Raw genomic sequence first — 21,345 nt, forward strand, 5'->3', positions numbered from 1 at the left:
TCCCAATTGTGGGAGGGGGCTTGCTCCCTCCCACAGGGTTTCTTTGCCAGCGCGGGATTTATCCGGCCGCGCCGATGCCGGTGTTAGTGCGAACCCTTCCTTCAAGCCGTCGCTTCAACCCACGCGACTCGATCAACAGCTTCGACCCCTTCGCCGCATTCGCCCGGCCCCACTCCTCCAGCAACTCCAGACACGAATGGTCGATGTAGCTCAGGTTATTGAGCGGCACATGCACCGTCGTACCTGCGGGAATGCTGCCCAGCACCTGGGTCAGTGCCGGAACCTTGAGGAAGGTCGCCGCACCGATCAGGCGCAACTCCATCTCGCCGTCCTGCGGCAGGTCGATCAGGCTGATCTTCAGGCGCGAAGCCTTGAACGCCAGTTTCACCAGGGTCAGACCGAAACCGATCAGCACACCGGTCAACAGGTCTGTGAAAATGATCGCCAGCGCCGTGGCGGCGTAGGTGAACATCGGCATCCGTCCGTAACGGCCCAGACCGCGAAAGGCCTTGAGGTCGACCAGTTTGAAACCGGTGTACACCAGCACCCCGGCCAGACTCGCCACCGGAATGCTTTGCAGCACGCTCGACAGCAGCAGCACGAACGCCAGCAGCCACAGGCCATGGAAGATTGTCGAGTAACGGGTGGTCGCACCGGCCTGAACGTTGGCCGAGCTGCGCACGATCACTCCGGTCATCGGCAGTGCACCGACCAGACCGCAGAGCATGTTGCCGACGCCCTGCGCCGACAGCTCGCGGTCGAAGTCCGAACGCACGCCGTTGTGCATGCGGTCCACCGCCGCCGCTGACAGCAGGGTTTCCGCACTGGCGATAAACGCCACGGCGAAAGCGGCGATCAGCAGTGTCGGATCGGCCAGGCTCAGCAAGTCCACCGGTTTCAGCCAGTCGATGGCTTCGGCCAGATTCGCTGGCACCTCGACCCGTTTGACCTGCAACGCCAGCAGCAGGCTGGCACCTGTGGCCAGGCCGACGCCGAGCAACGCACCGGGAATGAAGCGCAGCGAGTGCGGACGAAATTTCTCCCACAGCCACATCACCGCGATGGTTGCCAGCCCGAGCAACCCGGCCTGCCAGCCGAACGACGGCAACGCTTGCGCCACCGCGCCGGGGAAGGCTGTGAGGTTATCCAGGCCGGAGGGCTGTGGCTTGGCATCGAGCATCACGTGCACTTGCGAGAGCACGATCAGTACACCGATCCCGGCGAGCATGCCGTACACCACCGCTGGCGCCGTCACCCGAAACCAGCATCCGAGCTTCAAACGTCCGGCCACCAGTTGCAGGAAACCGGCGAGTAACAGAATCGGCCCGAGCATCTCGATACCGTGCTGGCGCACCAGCTCGAACACCAGCACCGCCAGCCCCGCCGCCGGCCCGCTGACCTGCAACGGCGAACCCGCCAGCCAACCCACCACCAGACCGCCGATGATCCCGGTGATCAGACCTTTGGCCGGAGGCAACCCTGAAGCAATCGCAATACCCATGCACAACGGCAGGGCGACCAGGAACACAACCACCGAAGCCAGCAGCTCCCGTGGCAGAACCGCTTTCAATTGAGCAGCACGCATGGTGACTCTCCCGACGTTTTCTTCAGGCATGGCTTCGCCGAACCGCTGAAACAGCGGCCGGCGTCAAACCACACAGATTTTTAGGAGGATTTAGAAGCGCGCTTTGGGCGTCGCCACCGGAATCGGATGGCTGCCATCGAGCGGCAGGAAGCGTCCCTGATCCGCGTCGTAAGCTTTGATTTCGCTGGTTTCGATGTTGTAGACCCAGCCATGGATGAACAGATGACCGTTCGCCATGCGCGAAGCTACCGAAGGATGGGTACGCAAGTGCTGCAGTTGGGCGATGACGTTCTCCTCGGTGAGGATCGGCATGCTTTCTTTTTCGTCGGTGCAGTTGCAGTTGTCATGCACCATGGTCTTCGCCACTTCCGCATGACGCAGCCAGGCTTTGACCGTCGGCATTTTTTCCAGGCTGTCCGGATTGAGCACTGCGCGCATGGCGCCGCAATCGGAGTGGCCGCAGATGATGATGTGCTGCACGCCCAGCGCCAGTACCGCGTACTCGATGGCGGTGGAAACGCCGCCGTTCATCTGGCCGTAAGGCGGTACAACGTTGCCGACGTTACGGGTCACGAACAGATCGCCCGGCGAACTCTGGGTGATCAGTTCCGGCACGATGCGCGAGTCGGCACAGGTGATGAACATCGCCTTTGGTGCCTGGGCTGTGGCGAGTTTCTTGAAGAGTTCTTCCTGCTGCGGGAAGACCTCATGATGGAAATGCAAAAAGCCGTCAACGATCTGTCGCAGCGCTGCATCGGCGGATTCCGCCCCAGGGACGGCTTGCGCCGACGCAGCCAACGGCTGTTTATCCTTGTCACTCATGATTCATCCTCTTTGGCGGATTCGGGGAGTCATTCCCGTGTATTCCGGTGTGAAGCCAGTGGCTGTTTAAAACATCCGGGTCATCCAGACCCATCAGTCACTCGATGAACAAGGTAGCCGCCGAAACTTAACTCAAACTGAATCAAGCGCTCTAGAACGTGTGTTCCAGGTCACAAAAAACGTGACTGGGACATTTCGACGGAAGGATTCCAACCCCTCAACCATAGGCTAATTGTCGCTAAATCAACGACATCTGGCGACCCGGCGGACAGAAGGCAGTGCAATCGAGCTCATAGCCCTCACGGTGGTTCAAGCCGAGGCGTTTAATGGCTTTGGCAAAACGTTGCGCCAGCAGGTCGGCGAACGGTCCTTCACCGCGCATGCGGGCGCCGAAACGGCTGTCGTAGAGCTCGCCGCCCCGGCTCTGGCGCACCAGGCTCAACACATGGGCCGCGCGCTGCGGGTAGTGCGCCTGCAGCCATTCTTCGAACAGCGGCGCCACCTCCAGCGGCAGGCGCAGCATCATGTAGGCGGCGCTTTGCGCACCGGCGGAATGCGCCTCGGTCAGCAGGCTTTCGATCTCGCTGTCGTTGATCATCGGGATCATCGGCGAACACAGCACCCCCACCGTAATCCCCGCTTCGCGCATCACCCGGATCGCCCGCAACCGGGCCTTGGGCGCTGCTGCGCGGGGTTCGAGGATGCGTTTGAGCTCGTCATCCAGCGTCGTCAGGCTGATCATCACCGCCACCAGCCGTTGCTGCGCCAGTTCAGTGAGCAGGTCGAGGTCGCGCAAAATCAGTGAGCCTTTGGTGACGATGGTCACCGGGTGCCGATAGCGCAGCAGCACTTCCAGGATTTGACGGGTGATTTTGTGTTCGCGTTCGATCGGCTGATACGGGTCGGTGTTGGAGCCGAGGTTGATCGGCGCGCACTGGTAGCCTTTTTTCCCAAGCTGTTCTTCCAGCACTTGGGCGGCGTTGGTCTTGGCGATCAGCCTGGTTTCGAAATCGAGTCCCGGCGACATGTCCCAATAGGCGTGGCTGGGCCGTGCATAGCAATAGATGCAACCGTGCTCGCAGCCGCGATAGGGATTGATCGAGCGATCGAAGGGCAGGTCCGGCGAGGTGTTGCGGGTGATGATGGTTTTCGCGGTTTCGATCATCACCTCGGTGTTCTGCGTCTCGGGTACTTCCTGATACCAGCCGTCATCCTCGGCCACCGAACGGTTTGGCGCGAAGCGGTTGTGCGGGTTGGTGGCGGTGCCGCGACCGCGTGGTGGCAAGGGCATGTGCATCGCAGGTGTCCTGATGGCTGTATGCACATACAGTATCGCTGGCGCGAGTAAACAGCCAGTGCCGTTCGGCGACTCGGGGTGTCAGATACACGTCATTCCGGTTATTGATTGCAGTTTTTTTATTGCAACCCGGGGACACATCTTTCAAGTAGCAGTACAACTTGCAATGTCGTTAGTATTCGCCTTGTCGTACTTCTGCTATTCAATATTTAAAAGGAATTAAATGTGTCGAACTTCAATCATCGTGGCATCTTTCTGCAGAAACTTGGCCCAACTCCGGTTGATCCAAATGAAGTGCTGGTGTCCATGCAGTTTGCCCTGAAACAATCTGGCTGGGATGCAGAGAATGCCGTGCCGACTGAGTCCCTGCTGGATTCGCAGATAATCATTGCCGCTTCTTACGATGGTGGTAAAACCTTCGATATGCGCAATGAAAAGGATATCGATGGCGACGGTGATATTGATGCAGATGACAAGGCCAAGTTGCTGGCACTGGCCAAGGCTTATGTAAGTATCATGAATCCGTAATATGAATTCATGGCTGCACTGGTTGTGGTGTTAAATAAAAAGCCCTGTGCGAATTAATGCGCACAGGGCTTTTTTAGTTAATGGCTGTGGGTGATCTGACCCAGATCATCTGCCGAGGTGGTCGTCATGTCGCTGGTGCGCAAATGACTGACCTCATCAGCTTTGACCGGCGCCCCTTTGTTACCCCAACTGCCACGGATGAAGCTCACCACGTCCGCCACTTCCTGATCCGACAGGCGCCAGGCGAAGCCCGGCATGGTGAAGGTCGATGGCGCTGTGTGTGTGGCGGGCAGGGTGCCGCCCTTGAGCACGATGTGAATCAGTGAGGTCGGGTCTTCCGATTGCAGCACCGGGTTGCCCGCCAGCGCCGGGAACACTCGGGTGTAGCCGTGGCCGTCGGTGCGGTGACAGGCCGCGCAGTTGTCGATGTACACCGCTGCACCGCGTTGACTGTCGTCGCCATTCCACAGGGCTTTTGCCGCTTTCTCGTCGTACTGGTGCGGCTGATCGTCTGGATCGGTTGCCGGCAGCGATTTGAGGTAGCGAGCAATCGCGGTCAGGTCGGCGTCGGTCATGTATTGCATGCTGTGGGTGACCACATCGCTCATGCCCCCGAATACCGCGCTGCGGTCGCTGCGTCCGGTCTTGAGGAACTGCACCAGTTGCGCTTCGCTCCAGCCGCCGAGACCGTCCTTGTGATCACCGCGCAGGCTCTTGGCGATCCAGCCTTCGAGCGGCGCACTGCCGGCGAGGAAGGTTTTCCCGTCAGCCGCGCTCAGGGATTTTTCCTGCATGGTCAGGGCACGAGGCGTATGGCAGGCGCCGCAATGGCCGAGGCCTTCGACCAGATAGGCGCCGCGATCGATCACCGGATCATCCGAGGTTGCCTTGTAGTCTTCGACCTTCGGCGCGAACATCCAGCGCCAGCCCATCAGTGGCCAGCGCATGCTCAGTGGCCATGGAATGTCGCTGGCCTTGTTCTCCTGCGCGACGGGTTCGACGCCGTGCATGAAGTAGGCGTACAGCGCCTGCATGTCGCTTGTGCTGACACGGGCGTAGGACGGATACGGCATCGCCGGGTACAACGTACTGCCGTTTTTGGCGACGCCATGGCGCACCGCTTTGTCGAAATCCTCGAAGCTGTAATCACCGACGCCGGTTTTGTCCGGCGTGATGTTGGTCGAGTAGATCGTGCCGATCGGGGTTTCCATCGGCAGGCCGCCGGCGAACGGCTTGCCGCCCTTGGCCGTGTGGCAGGCCACGCAGTCACCGGCGCGGGCGAGGTATTGGCCTTGTTTGATCAACGCTTGATCAACTTCGGCCGCTTGAATTGAGGCGCTGCCGAGCAGGGCCAAGGTGGCGATAACGAGATTTTTCATGGTCATCGCTCCTTATGCCTGAACCAGCGGGCCGGGGTTTTTCAGGTACTGCTCGCGGATCGCCTTGGCCGACCAGTAGGTCAACGCCGCCACCAGCCCGGTCGGGTTGTAACCCAGACCCTGCGGGAATGCCGACGCACCCGGTACGAACACGTTGTGCACGTCCCAGCTCTGCAGGTAGCGGTTCAGCGCGCTCTTCTTCGGGTCGGTGCCCATGATTGCGCCACCATTGAGGTGGGTGGTCTGGTAGGCCGCGGTGTTGAAGTGATCACCGACCTGCTTGCCGATCACCGCGATGGCTTTGGGGCCCATGGCTTGGGCGACCTTGCCCATTTTCTCGACCATGAAGCGGTTCATTTTGATGTCGTTTTCCTGCCAGTCGAAGGTCATCCGCAGCAGCGGCAAGCCGTAGGCGTCGCGGTACACCGGATCGAGATCGAGGTAGTTGCCACGGTAGGACTGATGTGCGCCGTGGGCGTCCATCGACACCTGGTGGGTGTAGTAATCGGCGGTCGCGCGTTTCCACGCGCTGCCCCAGGCCGGGGTGCCCGGCGGGTTCGAAGTGCCGGCAATCGGTCGGCTGCCGGCCTGGTTGACCCACATCGGCGAGCCACCGACGAAGCCGTGCGGGCCGTGGTCGAAGTTGTCGGCGTTGAAATCGTCCAGCGCCACGCCGTTGCCGCCGGCACCGATGAAGTTGTTGGTGTGGGTCTCCTTGTCGAAGAACGCCTTGATGGTCGCCATGTTCTGGTAGGCGAAGTTGCGCCCGACCACGCCTTCGCCGCTGATCGGGTCGTACGGCTTGCCGATTCCGGACAGCAGCATCAGGCGCACATTGTGCAGCTGGAAGGCGCCGAGAATTACCAGATCCGCCGGTTGCTCGATCTCGCGGCCCTGAGCATCGATGTAGGTGACGCCGGTGGCTTTGCTTTTCGTGCTGTCGAGGTTGATCCGCAGCACATGGGCGTTGGCGCGCAGCTCGAAATTCGGCAGCGGTTTGAGCGCCGGCAGGATGTTCACGTTCGGCGAAGCCTTGGAATACATGTAGCACACGTAGCCACTGCAGAATCCGCAGAAGTTGCACGGGCCCATCTGTGCGCCGTAGGGGTTGGTGTACGGGCCTGAAGTATTCGCGGAGGGCAGGTTGTAGGGTTTGTAACCGACCTCTGTCGCCGCTTTGCCGAACAACTGTGCGGAAACGGTGTTCTTCTGCGCCTCCAGCGGGAACGGATTCGAGCGATCCGGCGCGTACGGGTTGCCGCCCTTGCCCTGACCAACCAGTTGGCCTTTCACGGTCCAGGCCTGGCCGGAGGTGCCGAAGACTTTCTCGGCGAAATCGAAGAACGGCTCCAGTTCTTCATAGCTGACGCCGAAGTCCTGGATGGTCATGTCCTTGGGGATAAAGCTTTTGCCGTAGCGCTCTTCGTAATGGCTGCGCATGCGCAGCTCGATCGGATCGACACGAAAGTGCACGCCCGACCAGTGCAGTCCCGCACCGCCGACGCCATTGCCCGGCAGGAACGCACCTAACTGGCGGTTCGGCAGGGCGATGTCGTTGACGCTGTGGCGGATGGTGACGGTTTCTTTCGAGATGTCCTGGAAGAGTTTTTTGCGCACGCTGTAGGTGAGTTCGTCGATCACCTGCGGATAGTTGCCGTCGGGGTAGGTGTCCTGCATCGGCCCGCGCTCCAGCGCCAGCACGTTGAGCCCGGCTTCGGTCAGCTCTTTGGCCATGATCGCGCCGGTCCAGCCAAAACCGACGATCACGGCGTCGACCTTCTTCATTACCGTTGCCATGCTCAAGCCCTCTCGCCGCGAATCGACACTGCCGGGAAGGGGTATTGCTCGTTGCGTTCCACCCAATCCATGAAATCGGCGCGAGCGCCGGGGAAGCCGATCATGGTCCAGCCGACCATGCCTTTATTGCCGCCGTGGATCGGGTCGCAGAAGAACCCTTCCTTGGTGTTTTGCAGCAGCAGACTGAAGAAAATCTTTGCCGGAACAGCATCGAATTGCGGTTTTCCGGCTTCGAGTTGCTTGAGCAAATCGTCTCGGGTAGCGCTGTCTTGCTCAGCAAATACTTTACCGTTGAGCGATTTTGCCCACTGATCCGTGGCGGCGATGCCCAGGCGATAGATCTCTTTGGGCACCAGTTTGCTCTGCCAGCCCATCTCCGGTGCAGCGTCGGCGTTGAACGGACCCTGCATGTACCAAAGGGCACCGGCGGCATATGGGGTGTTCATCTGACGGTCGATGTATTCCGGCACGCCGGCTTCGAGGGCGCCCGGGCCTTGGGCGTCGTTGGGGATCAACTGCGCCACGGCGGCGTTGATGAAGGCCCATTCCTCGGCGGTGAAATAGCTCGGCTGGTAGGCGCCGGTATCGGACTTCGCCGGGGTTGCGGCTGGCGCCGCCGGGGTGGCTTCAGGCGCCGCTTGCAAGACGCTGCTGCCCAGACCGGTGCCGGCCAGGGTGACCACGGGAATCAGGGTCAGGGATTTGCGCAAGAACTCACGCCGCGGGTTGTCTCGATCTGCATCAGACATGGGGGTGCACCTCATCAGGCATTGATGGTTGTCCGTTTCTGCGAACGGCTTGAGCATTTTTTCGTCGCGGCGCGAGGCCCGTTTGACCGGGAAAAGGGGGACGCCTGCAACATCGTGTGACAAATGGTAGCAGGCTACACATCGGGGTGAACCGATTCAGCTGAAAAAGCCGCAGTTTTTTTACCCCGCGCTCAATGAAATCGTGCGGATTCACGATTCTTTGACAAGTGGCTCACAGGGCTTTGACTGGCAGACGTGGAAGCTGCGAGGCCTTTCATTGATGAATCCCGATACGGTCGACCAGCATGTCCCGAGTGCGCCTGTTTCCTGCTTTGTGTTTGTCGCTTGTTGCCCTGCTGCACTTGATGCCGGCCCAGGCTGACGCCGCTGTGCCATCGCGTCCCCCTGAGTGGGCGCAACCGGTGGAAGTGCAGTACAACCTGTTCCAGATGTCGCCAACGCTCTACCGCAGTGCCCTGCCGAACAGCGGCGCGGTGCCATTGCTGAAGAATCTCAAAGTGGCGACGGTGATCAACTTCCTGCCGGAAGCTGACAGCAGCTGGCTGTCCGAGCCGGGCATCAATCAAGTGCAACTGCCTTATCGCACCAACCACGTCGATGACGCCGATGTGCTCAAGACCTTGCGCGCAATTCAGAGCGCCGAAGCCAATGGTCCGGTGTTGATGCATTGCAAGCATGGTTCCGACCGCACTGGCCTGATGGCGGCGATGTACCGGATTGTGGTGCAGGGCTGGAGCAAGGAAGACGCGCTGAATGAAATGACTCAGGGTGGTTTTGGTGAGAGCGGCCATTTCAAGGATGGTGTGCGCTATGTGATGCAGGCTGACGTCGACAAACTGCGCACCGCCCTGGCCAATGGCGATTGCAGCACCAGTGCCTTTGCCACCTGCTCGATGAAGAGCTGGTTCCAGTCGGTCAACCTCAAATAAGCCATACCCTCCACGGCATTGCGCCGTGGAGGGTTATTCGCCGGCTCAGTCTTCGGACTTTTTCTTCAGTTTCGGATTCGGGAAGAACTGTACGGCCTGGACGGTCTTGTCCGGCGCCGGCTTGAGCGCGCTGGTATTGACCCGCGTGCCCAGTTCCTTGGGAACCGATAACCCCTGCTCGTTGAGCGTATCCGAGTAACCGCAGGCCACACATTCTCGGTGCGGCACGCTGTCCTCGTTCCACATCATCAGTTTGTCCGGCTCGCTGCACGCCGGGCAGACGGCCCCGGCGATAAAGCGTTTCTTGGTAATCACAGGCCCCTCACTCATGCTGCCGCGTCCTCACTCAGGCCGCTGTGGCGCAAGAGTGCGTCAATCGATGGCTCGCGGCCACGGAAGTCGACGAACAGCACCATCGGCGCCTGCGAACCGCCACGCGCCAGAATCGCTTCGCGGAAGGCGCGACCGGTCTCGGCGTTGAGCACGCCGTCTTCTTCGAACTTCGAGAAGGCATCGGCCGACAGCACTTCCGCCCACTTGTAGCTGTAGTAACCCGCTGCGTAACCGCCGGCAAAGATGTGCGCAAAGCTGTTGGGGAAGCGGTTGTACGCCGGTGGACGCATCACCGACACCTCGTCCCGCACGCCTTCCAGCACTTGGGCAACGCTGCGACCGTCGCCGTGGGTGGCGTGCAGCTCGAAGTCGAACAACGAGAATTCCAGCTGGCGGACCATCATCAGCCCGGACTGGAAGTTCTTCGCCGCGAGCATTTTTTCCAGCAGGTCCTGCGGCAGTGGCTCGCCGGTTTCGTAGTGACCGGAAATCAGCGCGAGGCCTTCCGGCTCCCAGCACCAGTTTTCCATGAACTGGCTTGGCAACTCGACCGCATCCCAGGCCACGCCATTGATCCCCGACACACCCGCGTGATCAACGCGGGTCAGCAGGTGATGCAGGCCATGACCGAATTCGTGGAACAGGGTGGTCACTTCATCGTGGGTCAGCAGCGCAGGCTTGCCGCTGTCGGCCGGGCTGAAGTTGCACACCAGGTTGGCCACCGGGCTTTGCAGCACGCCGTCGACGGTGCGACGACGGTCGCGGGCGCCGTCCATCCAGGCACCGCCACGCTTGTTGGCGCGGGCGTAGAGGTCGAAGAAGAAGCGGCCGACGTGCTGGCCGTTTTCCTTGATCTCGAACAGGCGCACGTCCGGGTGCCAGGTGTCGAAGCCTTTCAGTTCGGCGATTTCGATGCCGTAAAGACGCTGGACGATGGCGAACAGACCGCCGAGGACTTTATCAATCGGGAAGTAGGCGCGCAGGGTTTCCTGAGCGACGCTGTAACGCTGCTCGCGGAGTTTTTCCCCGTAGAAACCGCTGTCCCAGCTTTGCAGATCAGCGCAACCCTGCTCGGCGGCGTAGGCACGCAGCTGTTGCAGGTCCTGCGCGGCGAACGGCTTGCTGCGCTTGGCGAGGTCGCGCAGGAAACTCAGTACCTGATCGCTGGACTCGGCCATTTTGGTCGCCAGGCTCAGTTCGGAGAAGCTGGCGAAGCCCAGCAGTTTTGCCAGTTCCTGGCGCAGGTCGAGGATCTCTTCCATCACCGGGCCGTTGTCGTTCTGGCCGGCGTTCGGGCCCTGGTCCGAGGCGCGGGTGCAGTAGGCCGCGTAGACTTCTTCGCGCAGCGCGCGGTCCTGGGCGTAGGTCATCACCGCGTAGTAGCTCGGGAATTCCAGGGTGATCAGCCAGCCGTCGAGGCCTTTGGCCTGTGCGGCGGCGGCCATTTGCGCCTTGGCCGAATCGGTCAGGCCGGCGAGGGCGGCTTCGTCGCTGACGTGCTTGGTCCAGGCTTGGGTGGCGTCGAGCAATTGATTGGAGAAGCGGCTGCCCAGTTCGGACAGTTTGCTCTGCACTTCGGCGTAGCGCTTTTGTTCGGCTTCAGGCAGGTCGATACCCGACAGACGGAAGTCACGCAGAGCGTGTTCCAGAATAGTCTTTTGCGCCACGTCGAAGCCGGCGGCTTGCGGGCTATTGGCCAGGGCTTCATAGGCCTGGAACAGTTCGCGGTTCTGGCCCATTTCGGTGGAGTAGGCGCTCAGGGCCGGCAGGCACGACTCGTAGGCTTCGCGCAGCTCGGCGCTGTTGCACACGGCGTTGAGGTGGCTGACCGGGCTCCAGGCGGCGCCGAGGCGATCATTGAGCTCGTCCATGGCCAACACCAGGCCAGCCCAGGTCGGGTTCTGAACTTGGGTCTTGAGGATTTCGGCGATGGCGGCGCGGTTGTCGGCCAGGATCGTTTCAATGGCTGGCAGGACGTGTTCGGCACGGATCGTGGAGAACGGCGGCAGGTCGTAGGACTGCAGAAGAGGGTTGTTCACGCTCACGGTTGGCACCTTGGCTGGAAGAAACATGCGCCCATCTTAATTACAATCGACACTCACCGCAGCTATCGGCGACAGAGAGAGAAATTATCGTGCCCCTTCGCAAGTACCAGAATCACACCCCTCGCTTGAGCAAAGGCGCGTTTGTCGACGCCTCGGCGGTGGTGATCGGCGACGTCGAAATCGGCGATGACAGCTCCGTCTGGCCGCTGACCGTGATCCGCGGCGACATGCACCGCATCCGCATCGGCGCGCGCACCAGCGTGCAGGATGGCTGCGTGTTGCACATCACCCACGCCGGTCCGTTCAACCCGGACGGCTTCCCGTTGCTGATCGGCGATGACGTGACCATCGCCCACAAAGTCATGCTGCATGGCTGCACCGTCGGCAGCCGCGTGCTGATCGGCATGGGCAGCATCGTCATGGACGGCGCGGTGGTCGAGGATGACGTGATCATCGGCGCCGGCAGCCTGGTGCCGCCGGGCAAACGCCTGGAAAGCGGCTTCCTGTACGTGGGCAGCCCGGTGAAACAGATCCGCGCGCTGACCGACAAGGAGCGCGCCTTTTTCACCTACAGCGCGGCGAACTACGTGAAGCTCAAGGACCTGCATCTGGCCGAAGGCTACGACACACTCTGAATCGATTTGCGACTGCCCAGGAATTCCCATGCATTACCAGACCGTACTGTTCGACCTCGATGGCACCCTGACCGACCCGCGTGAGGGCATCACCCGTTCCATCCAGTTCGCCCTCGGCAAGCTTGGCATCGATGAGCCGGACCTGACGAAACTCGAGCATTTCATCGGCCCGCCGCTGCTGCAGGCGTTCATGCAGTTCTATGGCTTCGACGAGGCCAAGGCCTGGGACGCGGTGAACTTCTATCGCGAGCGCTTCAAGGTCACCGGCCTGTACGAGAACCGCGTGTTCGATGGCGTCACGCCATTGCTCGAGACGCTTGGCGGTCAGGGGCGGCAGCTGTATATCGCCACCTCGAAGCCATGGGAGTTTGCCCGCGAAATTGCCCGGCACTTCGACTTTGCCAAACACTTCAAGGTGATTTACGGCAGTGAGCTGGACGGTACGCGGACCAACAAGGTCGAGCTGATTGCGCACCTGATCGCCGAAGAAGGCCTGGACCCGGCCAACACCCTTATGATCGGTGACCGCAAGCATGACCTGATCGGTGCGCGCAGCAACGGGCTGGATGCGGCGGCGGTGGGTTATGGGTTTGGCAGTTTTGAAGAATTGAATGCCGAAGCGCCGGCTTATCACTTTGAAACGCTGGCCGAGTTGCATCAGGCGTTTTTGCAGCGCTGATCAGATGGCTATCGCGAGCAGGCTCACTCCTACATTTGGAACGCCTCCCCCTGCAGGAGTGAGCCTGCTCGCGATGACGTCCTCCCAATCAACTCAACTGTTTGTATCTGCCAATATTTTCAAAGCCGCCTTACGCTCGGCCGTCGGCAGTTCACCCAGCTTCTCGACCTGCGCATAAAACCGCACCCAATCCCCTCCAACCTGCCTGAACAACGCCGCAAACGCCGGCACCCACTGGTCATACAGCCCAAACGGCAACAACCGTGCATTGTTCAGCGGCATATTCACCCAGGCGTCATAACGCTTGTCCCCGGCCCATTGGCTGTCGCGCATCAATCGATATTCGCGACGAAACTGCTCGAACGCCGCCGCTTTGCGCTCGCGCATCTGTTCGGTCGGCAGTGGCTGGGCGTAAAGCTTTTCCAGCCGTGAGCGCGTTTCCAGCACCAGCTCGATGAATTGGTCGCGCTGCTTGAGCCGCGAGTCAGCGTCCGGCGGCAGACCACGAAACGCCCGCCACTGTCGGGTGCCTTCCTGTTCGACAAACGTGGCGAAGGACTCGTTGAACTCGGTGTCGTCCTTTACATAGAAGCGCTGATGCGCCAGTTCATGAAAGATCAGCGTGGCAAGGCGCTCGTCGCCCCAGCCCATCATCGTGTTGATGATCGGGTCATTGAACCAGCCGAGGGTCGAATAGGCCTCGACGCCGCCAATCGACACATCCATGCCTTGCAGACGCTGGATTGCCGCTTCGCCCCGGGCGGCGCTCTGGCTGTAGTAGCCGCGATAGGCCACGCAGCCGGCAATCGGGAAGCAATGGTTCTGCGGGGTCAGGGAAAACTCCGGGGTGGCGAATACGTTCCACACCACGTACGGCCGGCCGATGTCGGCGTACAGGCGATAGCTCTGGTTGTCCGGCAGATGCAGTTGTTCGCTGGCGAACGCGCGGGCCTTCTGCGACTGGATCAGGTGCGTGCGTAATGTTGCATCGCGGCCGGGGTCGGCGATCACCTTGGCCACCGGCTCGCGCGCCCGCAGCAGTTGCAGCTGACCGCTGGCCAGCTGGCTGTAATAGCTGACGCTGGAGCAACCGTTGAGCAACAAAAACATCGCACCCGGAAACAAAATCCGAAAAACGCGATCAAGTAACCCATGGCTTGGAAGCGGCCTGATCAAAATAAAAATCCTTTGGAAAGTCTGCCCGCAAGACTATCCCGCCATTTGGAGCTTCGCTATGCGCATGTTGTTGCTGACAGGAGGCCTGCTGACGCTGGCCGGTTGTGCCGGATTCGGAATGCCCGACCCTGACCCCTCGCAAGCCTGGATCGATCTCGATGCCCGGCAGCAGGACACGGCGCTGCAAGCGCTGCAGGTCGATAGCCGGACCACGGCCGACAAACGTTATTTCGAGGTGCAGCCCGGCAGCCATGAGCTGAAGGTGCGTTATCAGTTTGCGGTCGAAGCCACCAACATCGGCCCGGATGCCGAGCCGCTGTGGCGTGACTGCCAGTTGAATGTGAAATTCAACGACTTCAATGCCGGTCAGCGTTATCAGCTGCAGGCCGGCAGCATCGGTTTCCGGCCATGGGCGAAGCTCTACGACGAGCAACGCAAGGTGGTTGGCCAGGGCACACCGGCAGGCTGTCAGCGCACTTGATCGGCGCTATGCTTCAGGTCTGAATCCTTGGACGTCCATCATGCGCAAGTTGATGCTGTTGCTCGCGGTCGGCGCTATCGCCGGCTGCCAGACCCCGCTGCCCCCGGTCGATCCACAAATGGCCTGGGTCGATTTCTCGACCCCGACCCCCGGCGGCAAACTGCTCATGGCCGAGCGCCTGGATAACGTACGCCTGACGGATGGCAGGTTTTTCCAGGTCACGCCCGGCAGCCATGAGTTGCGGGTGCGTTTCGACTTCGAAGTGTTCGGCGGCGGTGGCAGTCTGATGACCGGCCCGGTCGAGCGTCTGTGTTACCTGTACATCCGCTACGACCATTTCGAAGCCGGCCAGCGTTATCTGCTGGAAGGGCGTTCGCTGGGGTTCACGCCGAGCGCGCGGCTGTACAACGCCAAACACGAAATCGTCGCCGAGGATCGTGACATGGACTGCCTTAGCTGAGGTGACTCAGTTGCTGTTCTTCTGATAGATGATCGCTTTGGTGCCGTTGTCGCAAGTGCCGACGACCATCGCCACGTCGTGTTTATCGGCCTCTTCCTTGCTGACGATTTCCAGCGTGTAGGAGGGCACGGCGTTGGCCTGGATCTTGACCTCGATCTCGTTCTTCAATTCTTCACAGTCTTTCGGTGCGGCAAGAACCGTTGTGGCCAATGCACTGCAAAGAATCGCCAAGCCAATACGTTTCATAGTTGAAGCTCCCTGGTGCAGCGCGCACGGGCGTGCGCTGAAGCTGCTGTCACTTATTCGACCATATTTTTGCAGAGTGGGTTCTGACTTCGCTCACATCTTCAGGTAGTGCGGTGCTTTTTTGGATCGCTTTCGCGAGCAGGCTCGCTCCCACCTTGGACGTGTTCACAACACACACACCCTGTGGGAGCGAGCCTGCTCGCGAATGGTTCAGTCAGCGCCGACTTAGCTGACCAGCGAAGCCTCGAGCGTAATCTTCGCATTCAACACCTTGGACACCGGGCAACCTTCCTTGGCCTTTTTGCTCAACTCGTCAAACTGCGCCTGGGTCGCCCCCGGGATTTTCGCCTTGAGAATCAGCTTCACCGCAGTGATGGCAAAGCCGCCGTCCACCTGGTCCAGGGTGACTTCGGCCTGAGTGTCGATGCTCTCGGCCTTAAGGCCTGCATCGCCGAGAATCATCGAAAACGCCATGGAAAAACAGCCGGCATGGGCGGCGCCGATCAGTTCTTCCGGGTTGGTGCCCTTGCCGCCTTCGAAGCGCGCCTTGAAACCGTAAGGGGCTTCTCTGAGGACGCCGGTTTCGGTAGAGATCGAGCCGATGCCGGTTTTCAGATCGCCTGCCCAATGCGCGGATGCTTTCTTCACGATAGCCATGTCTGCCTCCTCAAGATCTGGCGCGGAACGCCGCGCCGTCGTGGTTTTTGCTTGCAAGGCTTCTGAGGATAGACGCCGGGTCAAAGTTCAGCTCAGGTGAATCGTTGACTTTTTTAGTAGGATTTTTCCCTCAGCTATTGAAACTCGGGTATATGCCCTTATTGCACAGAACACGCTTATGAATTCGGCAGGTTTTCGTTCGCAAGAAAAAACCTGCAGACCACTCGGAGACGCAGGTTTATGAAGCAACTGTCCGACGTAAAGTTTTCCACCCTCGACCTGGTGCCGGTGCGCGAGAACGGCAGCCCGGCGCAATCGCTGCGCAACTCGCTGGACCTGGCGCAGCATGTCGAGAAATTCGGCTACACCCGCTTCTGGGTCGCCGAGCACCACAACATGGACGGTATCGCCAGCTCTGCCACCTCGGTGCTGCTGGGCTATCTGGCCGGTGGCACCTCGACGATTCGTGTCGGCTCAGGCGGGGTGATGTTGCCCAACCACGCGCCGCTGGTGATCGCCGAGCAGTTCGGCACCCTTGAGAGCCTGTATCCGGGGCGCATCGACCTTGGGCTGGGCCGTGCACCGGGCTCCGACCAGATGACCGCCCGCGCCCTGCGTCGCGAACGCTCCGGCAGTGCCGATGATTTCCCGGAAGACGTCGCCGAACTGGTACGCTTCCTCGGCCCGCGTACCCCGGATCAACGGGTGATCGCCATGCCCGGCACCGGCACCAATGTGCCGATCTGGTTGCTCGGCTCCAGTCTGTTCAGTGCGCAACTGGCCGGTGAGCGCGGTTTGCCTTACGCCTTCGCCTCGCACTTCGCCCCGCGCTTCATGCATGAGGCGATTCGCGTCTATCGCAACCACTTCAAGCCGTCAGCGGTGCTCGACAAGCCGTACGTGATGCTCGGTGTGCCGCTGGTTGCAGCGGACACCGATGAGCAGGCGGATTACCTGGCGACTTCGGTGTATCAGCGCATTCTCGCGCTGATGCGTGGACAGAGTCTGGTGCAGCGTCCACCGGTGAAAAGCATGGACGGCCTGTGGCTGCCCCATGAGCGTGAGGCGGTGGGGGACTTCCTCGGCCTGGCGATGGTCGGCAGCCCGCAGAAGATCCGCGCGAAGCTGGAGGTACTGGTTGAGCAGACCCAGGCTGATGAGCTGATCTTCACCTGTGATCTGTATGAGCATGCCGATCGTCTGCACTCCTATGAGCTGCTGGCGCAGGTGATGAAGGGCTGAGACCGTGCATAAACTCCTGTGGGAGCGGGCTTGCTCGCGAAGGCGGACTTTCAGGCGCGAGTGATGTTGGCTGATACGCCGCCATCGCGAGCAGGCTCACTCCTGCAGGGGGAATGTATCGTCCACAAAAAAGCCGACGCCTTCGCGTCGGCTTTTGCGTTTCAGTCGCGATCAACCGCGCTTGTAGACGATTTCCCTGGAGCCGCCTTCACATTTGCCGACGACCTTGCCGCCAGCGGCTGCACCCTTGTCGACAATCTCCAGCGAATACCCGGAAACGCCCTTGGCATCCAGCTTCGCGGCAATTTCGCTTTTCAACTCTTCACAAGGCTTGCCAGCAGCAAACGCGCCACCCGCAAGGCTCAACAAACCTACTGCCAATATGAACTTCTTCATCGGTCGCACTCCCTGGTCGGATTAAAAGAGGCGGGCATCGGGTATCCCGATGCGCTCACCTTGTAGCGCTTTGCCATTCCTATGGCACTCGGCCAGCGCGCAAGTTCAGAAGCGTAGCCCAAACTCAGCTGCTGGCAATCCGGAAGCCGACTTTGAGCGTTACCTGGAAATGCGCAGCCTTGCCGTCCTTGATGTGGCCACGGGTGTCGACCACTTCAAACCATTCCAGATGCTTGATGCTCTTGTTCGCTTCAGCCAGCGCGTTGTTGATGGCGTCCTCGATGCTGCTGGCAGACGAGCCGACCAGCTCGACTTTCTTGTAGGTGTGATGGTCACTCATGGCGATCTCCTTGGCGTTTGGATTTGACGTATGGAATTGAGACTAGCAGTGAATCTGCACTGTTGATTTCGGTGGCCCGGCGCAAGTGAAGTTCAGATTTTCTGCACTTTCTCAAACCGCTGAAGTCCCAAACAACACACGCCACTCATCACCAATGCAGGAGAGCCACCATGGCCAACACCTCTTTACGTAAAGCCTCGTTGCAAAGCATGGAAGCCGAGATCGAGAGTCTGCTCAAGTCGTTGGAAAGCCTGAAGGACGACGCTTCGGACGAGTCGCGCAAGACCCTCAAGGCGCTCAAGGGCAACGCTGAAAGTGCGCTGAAACATTCGCGCAGCCTGCTCAGCGATGCTTATGAAGAAGTCAAAGTGAAAACCCGCGAGACCGGGATCGCCACCCGTGATTACGCTCAGGAACACCCTTGGACCACCGCCGGTGTGGCGGTGGGTGCGCTGGGTTTGCTGGCCGCTTACTTGCTGTTCAAGCGCGGCGAGTGATCCGCCTGGCGCAGCTCGTTCTTGAGCCACTGCGCCAGTTGCCGGGCGCGCCCGTCTGCGGCGCGCTTGGGTAGCCACAACGCCAGTTGCGCAGGGGTTTCGCAGAAGCCCCATGGCGCAACCAGGCGACCGGCCTTCAAATCCTCCACTACCAGCGGCTGTGGCGCGATCGCCACGCCAAGTCCGGCGACTGCGGCTTCCAGCAAATAATACAAATGCTCAAAACCTTGCCCGAGCTTCAACGCCTTGGCGTCGAGGTGGTTTTGCTGTGCCCAGCTTGGCCAGGCTTGCGGGCGGGACGTGGTGTGCAGCAACGGTTCACTGAACAATGCTGAGGCCGGCGCGGTTTGCAGGCGCTGGAAACCGCTGAACAGCGGGCTCATCACTGGCCCGATGCGTTCTGCCGCCAGCTCGTAAACCTGCATGTCTGCCGGCCATGGCGGTTCGGCGAACAATAACAGGGCATCGAGTCCGGGGCGCCGTGGGTCGAGATCGCCTTCACCGGCGGACAAGTGCAGGCGCAAGTCTGGCAGGTCGGCATTCAAACGGCCCAAGCGTGGAATGAACCAGCGCGCCAGCAGACTGCCGGAGCAGCCGAGCACGAACGGTGCATCGGCGGTGTTTTGCGTCAGCTCGGCACACACACTGCGCAGCCGATCGAATGCCTCGCCGCTGGCGTCTCGCAGGCGAATCCCGGCATCTGTGAGTTTCAGGCCGCGCCCATCCTTGACGAACAGGCTCACGCCCAGATGCTCTTCGAGCACTTTGAGCTGACGACTGACCGCGCCGTGGGTGACGTGCAGCTGTTCGGCTGCCTGACTGACGCTGTCCAGTCGGGCGGTGGCTTCAAAGGCACGCAAGGCGTTCAGCGGGGGAAGGTCATGGCTCATGGTATCTGTGAGTTTTCCTGACAGGTTGTGGCGATCTTATCGGTTTTCAGCCTGGATCGTCAGGGGTAGAGTGGTCGTCATTGTCTTTTGACCCGAATTCACCTGGAGCGACTCATGACCCAGACTTCGAACACTTCCAATCTGCGCAACGGCCCGGACGATAACGGCCTGTTCGGTGCGTTCGGTGGCCGCTACGTAGCGGAAACCCTGATGCCGTTGATCCTCGATCTGGCCCGCGAATACGAAGCGGCCAAGGAAGATCCTGCATTCAAGGAAGAACTGGCCTACTTCCAGCGTGACTATGTCGGACGTCCGAGCCCGCTGTATTTTGCCGAGCGTCTGACCGAGTTCTGTGGTGGCGCCAAGATCTACCTCAAGCGCGAAGAGCTGAACCACACCGGCGCGCACAAGATTAATAACTGCATCGGCCAGATCCTGCTGGCGCGACGCATGGGCAAGAAACGCATCATCGCCGAGACCGGCGCCGGCATGCACGGCGTGGCCACCGCCACCGTTGCCGCGCGTTTCGGTCTGGACTGCGTGATCTACATGGGCACCACTGACATTGAGCGTCAGCAGGCCAACGTGTTCCGCATGAAGCTGCTGGGCGCTGAAGTGATTCCGGTGGTTGCCGGCACCGGCACTTTGAAAGATGCGATGAACGAAGCGCTGCGTGACTGGGTGACCAACGTCGACAGCACCTTCTACCTGATCGGCACCGTGGCCGGTCCGCACCCGTACCCGGCAATGGTTCGCGACTTCCAGGCCGTGATCGGCAAGGAAACCCGCGATCAGTTGCAGGCTCAGGAAGGTCGTCTGCCGGACAGCCTGGTGGCGTGCATCGGTGGCGGTTCCAACGCCATGGGCCTGTTCCACCCGTTCCTCGACGACAAGAGCGTCGAAATCATCGGGGTCGAAGCGGCCGGTTACGGCATCGAAACCGGCAAGCACGCGGCCAGCCTGAACGGCGGTGTACCGGGTGTGTTGCACGGCAACCGTACCTTCCTGCTGCAGGACGACGATGGTCAGATCATCGACGCCCACTCGATCTCCGCCGGCCTCGATTATCCAGGCATTGGTCCGGAACACGCCTGGTTGCATGACATCGGCCGCGTTCAATACACCTCGGTGACCGACGACGAAGCCCTCGACGCATTCCACAAATGCTGCCGCCTGGAAGGGATCATTCCAGCCCTGGAAAGCGCCCACGCGTTGGCTGAAGTATTCAAACGCGCGCCGAACCTGCCGAAGGAGCACCTGATGGTGGTCAACCTGTCGGGCCGTGGCGACAAAGACATGCAGACCGTCATGCACCATATGGAACAATCCAAGCAGGAGAAACACTGATGAGCCGCCTGCAAACCCGCTTTGCCGACCTCAAAGAACAGAACCGCGCCGCGCTGGTGACCTTCGTCACCGCCGGTGATCCGGATTACGCCACTTCGCTGGCGATCCTCAAAGGTTTGCCGGGCGCTGGCGCCGATGTGATCGAATTGGGCATGCCGTTCACCGACCCGATGGCCGACGGCCCGGCGATTCAACTGGCGAACATCCGTGCGTTGGGTGCCAAGCAGAACCTGGTGAAAACCCTGCAGATGGTCCGCGAGTTCCGCGAAGGCAACAGCGACACGCCGCTGGTGCTGATGGGCTACTTCAACCCGATCCACATGTATGGCGTGCCGCGCTTCATTGCCGATGCCAAGCAAGCCGGTGTCGATGGGCTGATCGTGGTCGACATGCCCCCGGAGCACAACGCCGAACTCTGCGATCCGGCGCAGGCTGCCGGCCTGGACTTCATCCGCCTGACCACCCCGACCACTGACGATGCGCGTCTGCCGAAAGTGCTCAATGGCAGCTCGGGTTTCGTGTACTACGTGTCGGTGGCCGGTGTGACCGGTGCTGGCGCGGCAACACTGGAGCACGTCGAAGAGGCGGTAACGCGTCTGCGTCGGCATACCGACCTGCCGATCAGCATCGGTTTCGGCATCCGCACCCCGGAGCAGGCGGCTTCAATTGCGCGTCTGGCGGACGGTGTGGTGGTGGGCTCGGCACTGATCGACCACATCGCCAATGCGACCACGCCGGAGCAGGCCATCGACGGCGTGCTGAGCCTGTGCTCGGCACTGTCCGAAGGCGTGCGTCAGGCCCGCGTCAGCTAAAG

At 60.7% G+C, this 21,345-nt stretch carries 24 protein-coding genes; 10 read left to right on the forward strand and 14 right to left on the reverse strand.

What is annotated here, in order from left to right; all coding sequences use genetic code 11:
- Window positions 1-58: 58 nt before the first annotated feature.
- The 3 genes from AC1UK9_RS00515 to AC1UK9_RS00525 form a co-directional block, all read right to left on the reverse strand.
- On the reverse strand, window positions 59-1,585 hold the full coding sequence (locus tag AC1UK9_RS00515) for a SulP family inorganic anion transporter (protein WP_482578967.1): 1,527 nt from the start codon (window positions 1,583-1,585) through the stop codon (window positions 59-61).
- A 90-nt stretch (window positions 1,586-1,675) separates the two neighbouring features.
- The gene (locus AC1UK9_RS00520; RefSeq protein WP_473014065.1) at window positions 1,676-2,407 is read right to left on the reverse strand and encodes a carbonic anhydrase; all 732 of its coding nucleotides are present in this window, start codon (window positions 2,405-2,407) and stop codon (window positions 1,676-1,678) included.
- 238 nt (window positions 2,408-2,645) lie between these two features.
- Window positions 2,646-3,704 carry a PA0069 family radical SAM protein gene (locus AC1UK9_RS00525; RefSeq protein WP_482578969.1) on the reverse strand — a complete coding sequence of 353 codons (1,059 nt, stop codon included), beginning with the start codon at window positions 3,702-3,704 and terminating at the stop codon, window positions 2,646-2,648.
- Between the two features lie 225 nt (window positions 3,705-3,929).
- Here AC1UK9_RS00525 and AC1UK9_RS00530 point away from each other — a divergent pair, with 225 nt between their 5' ends.
- Entirely contained in the window at window positions 3,930-4,232 is a 303-nt protein-coding gene (locus AC1UK9_RS00530) for a hypothetical protein (RefSeq protein WP_482578971.1), read from the forward strand.
- A 77-nt stretch (window positions 4,233-4,309) separates the two neighbouring features.
- Here the strand turns inward: AC1UK9_RS00530 and AC1UK9_RS00535 are convergent, their stop codons facing one another.
- From AC1UK9_RS00535 to AC1UK9_RS00545, 3 genes are read right to left on the reverse strand one after another with little or no spacing between them, the layout of a single operon-like run.
- Window positions 4,310-5,611, reverse strand: a complete 1,302-nt coding sequence (locus tag AC1UK9_RS00535; RefSeq protein WP_482578973.1) for a c-type cytochrome — start codon at window positions 5,609-5,611, stop codon at window positions 4,310-4,312.
- A 12-nt stretch (window positions 5,612-5,623) separates the two neighbouring features.
- Window positions 5,624-7,408 carry a GMC family oxidoreductase gene (locus tag AC1UK9_RS00540; protein WP_482578975.1) on the reverse strand — a complete coding sequence of 595 codons (1,785 nt, stop codon included), beginning with the start codon at window positions 7,406-7,408 and terminating at the stop codon, window positions 5,624-5,626.
- A gap of 2 nt (window positions 7,409-7,410) precedes the next feature.
- Entirely contained in the window at window positions 7,411-8,157 is a 747-nt protein-coding gene (locus tag AC1UK9_RS00545; protein ID WP_482578977.1) for a gluconate 2-dehydrogenase subunit 3 family protein, read from the reverse strand.
- 305 nt (window positions 8,158-8,462) lie between these two features.
- On the opposite strand from AC1UK9_RS00545, the gene AC1UK9_RS00550 reads away from it, so the two are divergent.
- Window positions 8,463-9,107 (forward strand): dual specificity protein phosphatase family protein, encoded by a 645-nt coding sequence (locus tag AC1UK9_RS00550; RefSeq protein WP_025112333.1) that lies wholly within the window; start codon window positions 8,463-8,465, stop codon window positions 9,105-9,107.
- A 45-nt stretch (window positions 9,108-9,152) separates the two neighbouring features.
- On the opposite strand, the gene AC1UK9_RS00555 is transcribed toward AC1UK9_RS00550, so the two are convergent.
- Together AC1UK9_RS00555 and prlC are read right to left on the reverse strand one after the other, a co-directional pair.
- Window positions 9,153-9,437, reverse strand: coding sequence for a YheV family putative zinc ribbon protein (locus AC1UK9_RS00555; protein WP_166222224.1), 285 nt, complete (start codon window positions 9,435-9,437; stop codon window positions 9,153-9,155).
- Window positions 9,434-11,512 carry an oligopeptidase A gene (gene prlC, locus AC1UK9_RS00560; protein WP_482578980.1) on the reverse strand — a complete coding sequence of 693 codons (2,079 nt, stop codon included), beginning with the start codon at window positions 11,510-11,512 and terminating at the stop codon, window positions 9,434-9,436. Before prlC ends, AC1UK9_RS00555 begins: the two co-directional genes overlap by 4 nt.
- A gap of 62 nt (window positions 11,513-11,574) precedes the next feature.
- Between prlC and AC1UK9_RS00565 the strand changes: the two genes are divergently transcribed.
- Window positions 11,575-12,120, forward strand: a complete 546-nt coding sequence (locus AC1UK9_RS00565; RefSeq protein WP_025112336.1) for a gamma carbonic anhydrase family protein — start codon at window positions 11,575-11,577, stop codon at window positions 12,118-12,120.
- Between the two features lie 28 nt (window positions 12,121-12,148).
- Window positions 12,149-12,799, forward strand: a complete 651-nt coding sequence (locus tag AC1UK9_RS00570; protein WP_025112337.1) for an HAD family hydrolase — start codon at window positions 12,149-12,151, stop codon at window positions 12,797-12,799.
- 93 nt (window positions 12,800-12,892) lie between these two features.
- Here AC1UK9_RS00570 and AC1UK9_RS00575 read toward each other — a convergent pair whose 3' ends face one another.
- Window positions 12,893-13,975 carry an aminopeptidase gene (locus tag AC1UK9_RS00575; protein WP_473014073.1) on the reverse strand — a complete coding sequence of 361 codons (1,083 nt, stop codon included), beginning with the start codon at window positions 13,973-13,975 and terminating at the stop codon, window positions 12,893-12,895.
- A gap of 58 nt (window positions 13,976-14,033) precedes the next feature.
- Between AC1UK9_RS00575 and AC1UK9_RS00580 the strand changes: the two genes are divergently transcribed.
- Entirely contained in the window at window positions 14,034-14,456 is a 423-nt protein-coding gene (locus AC1UK9_RS00580; RefSeq protein WP_025112339.1) for a PA0061/PA0062 family lipoprotein, read from the forward strand.
- Between the two features lie 40 nt (window positions 14,457-14,496).
- Window positions 14,497-14,916, forward strand: a complete 420-nt coding sequence (locus AC1UK9_RS00585; protein WP_025112340.1) for a PA0061/PA0062 family lipoprotein — start codon at window positions 14,497-14,499, stop codon at window positions 14,914-14,916.
- 6 nt (window positions 14,917-14,922) lie between these two features.
- Here the strand turns inward: AC1UK9_RS00585 and AC1UK9_RS00590 are convergent, their stop codons facing one another.
- A complete protein-coding gene (locus AC1UK9_RS00590) occupies window positions 14,923-15,162 on the reverse strand; it encodes a DUF1161 domain-containing protein (protein ID WP_025112341.1) in 240 nt (79 codons plus the stop codon).
- 225 nt (window positions 15,163-15,387) lie between these two features.
- On the reverse strand, window positions 15,388-15,819 hold the full coding sequence (locus tag AC1UK9_RS00595) for an OsmC family protein (protein WP_473014075.1): 432 nt from the start codon (window positions 15,817-15,819) through the stop codon (window positions 15,388-15,390).
- Between the two features lie 240 nt (window positions 15,820-16,059).
- On the opposite strand from AC1UK9_RS00595, the gene AC1UK9_RS00600 reads away from it, so the two are divergent.
- On the forward strand, window positions 16,060-17,061 hold the full coding sequence (locus tag AC1UK9_RS00600) for an LLM class flavin-dependent oxidoreductase (RefSeq protein WP_025112343.1): 1,002 nt from the start codon (window positions 16,060-16,062) through the stop codon (window positions 17,059-17,061).
- 171 nt (window positions 17,062-17,232) lie between these two features.
- Here AC1UK9_RS00600 and AC1UK9_RS00605 read toward each other — a convergent pair whose 3' ends face one another.
- Both AC1UK9_RS00605 and AC1UK9_RS00610 read right to left on the reverse strand, forming a co-directional pair.
- Window positions 17,233-17,457, reverse strand: a complete 225-nt coding sequence (locus tag AC1UK9_RS00605) for a DUF1161 domain-containing protein (RefSeq protein WP_482578984.1) — start codon at window positions 17,455-17,457, stop codon at window positions 17,233-17,235.
- A gap of 124 nt (window positions 17,458-17,581) precedes the next feature.
- A complete protein-coding gene (locus tag AC1UK9_RS00610; protein ID WP_007911688.1) occupies window positions 17,582-17,797 on the reverse strand; it encodes a dodecin in 216 nt (71 codons plus the stop codon).
- A 170-nt stretch (window positions 17,798-17,967) separates the two neighbouring features.
- Between AC1UK9_RS00610 and AC1UK9_RS00615 the strand changes: the two genes are divergently transcribed.
- Window positions 17,968-18,294, forward strand: coding sequence for an ElaB/YgaM/YqjD family protein (locus AC1UK9_RS00615; protein ID WP_007953918.1), 327 nt, complete (start codon window positions 17,968-17,970; stop codon window positions 18,292-18,294).
- Here AC1UK9_RS00615 and AC1UK9_RS00620 read toward each other — a convergent pair.
- Window positions 18,267-19,184 carry a LysR family transcriptional regulator gene (locus tag AC1UK9_RS00620; RefSeq protein WP_482578987.1) on the reverse strand — a complete coding sequence of 306 codons (918 nt, stop codon included), beginning with the start codon at window positions 19,182-19,184 and terminating at the stop codon, window positions 18,267-18,269. The genes AC1UK9_RS00615 and AC1UK9_RS00620 overlap by 28 nt on opposite strands.
- Before the next feature lie 114 nt (window positions 19,185-19,298).
- Here AC1UK9_RS00620 and trpB point away from each other — a divergent pair, with 114 nt between their 5' ends.
- Both trpB and trpA read left to right on the forward strand, forming a co-directional pair.
- A complete protein-coding gene (gene trpB / locus AC1UK9_RS00625) occupies window positions 19,299-20,531 on the forward strand; it encodes a tryptophan synthase subunit beta (protein WP_025112346.1) in 1,233 nt (410 codons plus the stop codon).
- Window positions 20,531-21,343 (forward strand): tryptophan synthase subunit alpha, encoded by an 813-nt coding sequence (gene trpA, locus AC1UK9_RS00630; RefSeq protein ID WP_025112347.1) that lies wholly within the window; start codon window positions 20,531-20,533, stop codon window positions 21,341-21,343. Before trpB ends, trpA begins: the two co-directional genes overlap by 1 nt.
- The last annotated feature ends 2 nt before the right edge of the window (window positions 21,344-21,345 follow it).

The sequence above is a fragment of the Pseudomonas sp. AK-TSAG1-1 genome (genome assembly GCF_056821665.1).

Excerpts from the sequence above, each read along its gene's own strand:
- AC1UK9_RS00515 (WP_482578967.1), bottom strand. The coding sequence starts at position 1,585 with ATGCGTGCTGCTCAATTGAAAGCGGTTCTGCCACGGGAGCTGCTGGCT.
- AC1UK9_RS00520 (WP_473014065.1), bottom strand. The coding sequence starts at position 2,407 with ATGAGTGACAAGGATAAACAGCCGTTGGCTGCGTCGGCGCAAGCCGTC.
- AC1UK9_RS00525 (WP_482578969.1), bottom strand. The coding sequence starts at position 3,704 with ATGCACATGCCCTTGCCACCACGCGGTCGCGGCACCGCCACCAACCCG.
- AC1UK9_RS00535 (WP_482578973.1), bottom strand. The coding sequence starts at position 5,611 with ATGAAAAATCTCGTTATCGCCACCTTGGCCCTGCTCGGCAGCGCCTCA.
- AC1UK9_RS00540 (WP_482578975.1), bottom strand. The coding sequence starts at position 7,408 with ATGGCAACGGTAATGAAGAAGGTCGACGCCGTGATCGTCGGTTTTGGC.
- AC1UK9_RS00545 (WP_482578977.1), bottom strand. The coding sequence starts at position 8,157 with ATGTCTGATGCAGATCGAGACAACCCGCGGCGTGAGTTCTTGCGCAAA.
- AC1UK9_RS00550 (WP_025112333.1), top strand. The coding sequence starts at position 8,463 with ATGTCCCGAGTGCGCCTGTTTCCTGCTTTGTGTTTGTCGCTTGTTGCC.
- AC1UK9_RS00555 (WP_166222224.1), bottom strand. The coding sequence starts at position 9,437 with ATGAGTGAGGGGCCTGTGATTACCAAGAAACGCTTTATCGCCGGGGCC.
- prlC (WP_482578980.1), bottom strand. The coding sequence starts at position 11,512 with ATGTTTCTTCCAGCCAAGGTGCCAACCGTGAGCGTGAACAACCCTCTT.
- AC1UK9_RS00570 (WP_025112337.1), top strand. The coding sequence starts at position 12,149 with ATGCATTACCAGACCGTACTGTTCGACCTCGATGGCACCCTGACCGAC.
- AC1UK9_RS00580 (WP_025112339.1), top strand. The coding sequence starts at position 14,034 with ATGCGCATGTTGTTGCTGACAGGAGGCCTGCTGACGCTGGCCGGTTGT.
- AC1UK9_RS00585 (WP_025112340.1), top strand. The coding sequence starts at position 14,497 with ATGCGCAAGTTGATGCTGTTGCTCGCGGTCGGCGCTATCGCCGGCTGC.
- AC1UK9_RS00590 (WP_025112341.1), bottom strand. The coding sequence starts at position 15,162 with ATGAAACGTATTGGCTTGGCGATTCTTTGCAGTGCATTGGCCACAACG.
- AC1UK9_RS00595 (WP_473014075.1), bottom strand. The coding sequence starts at position 15,819 with ATGGCTATCGTGAAGAAAGCATCCGCGCATTGGGCAGGCGATCTGAAA.
- AC1UK9_RS00600 (WP_025112343.1), top strand. The coding sequence starts at position 16,060 with ATGAAGCAACTGTCCGACGTAAAGTTTTCCACCCTCGACCTGGTGCCG.
- AC1UK9_RS00605 (WP_482578984.1), bottom strand. The coding sequence starts at position 17,457 with ATGAAGAAGTTCATATTGGCAGTAGGTTTGTTGAGCCTTGCGGGTGGC.
- AC1UK9_RS00610 (WP_007911688.1), bottom strand. The coding sequence starts at position 17,797 with ATGAGTGACCATCACACCTACAAGAAAGTCGAGCTGGTCGGCTCGTCT.
- AC1UK9_RS00615 (WP_007953918.1), top strand. The coding sequence starts at position 17,968 with ATGGCCAACACCTCTTTACGTAAAGCCTCGTTGCAAAGCATGGAAGCC.
- AC1UK9_RS00620 (WP_482578987.1), bottom strand. The coding sequence starts at position 19,184 with ATGAGCCATGACCTTCCCCCGCTGAACGCCTTGCGTGCCTTTGAAGCC.
- trpB (WP_025112346.1), top strand. The coding sequence starts at position 19,299 with ATGACCCAGACTTCGAACACTTCCAATCTGCGCAACGGCCCGGACGAT.
- trpA (WP_025112347.1), top strand. The coding sequence starts at position 20,531 with ATGAGCCGCCTGCAAACCCGCTTTGCCGACCTCAAAGAACAGAACCGC.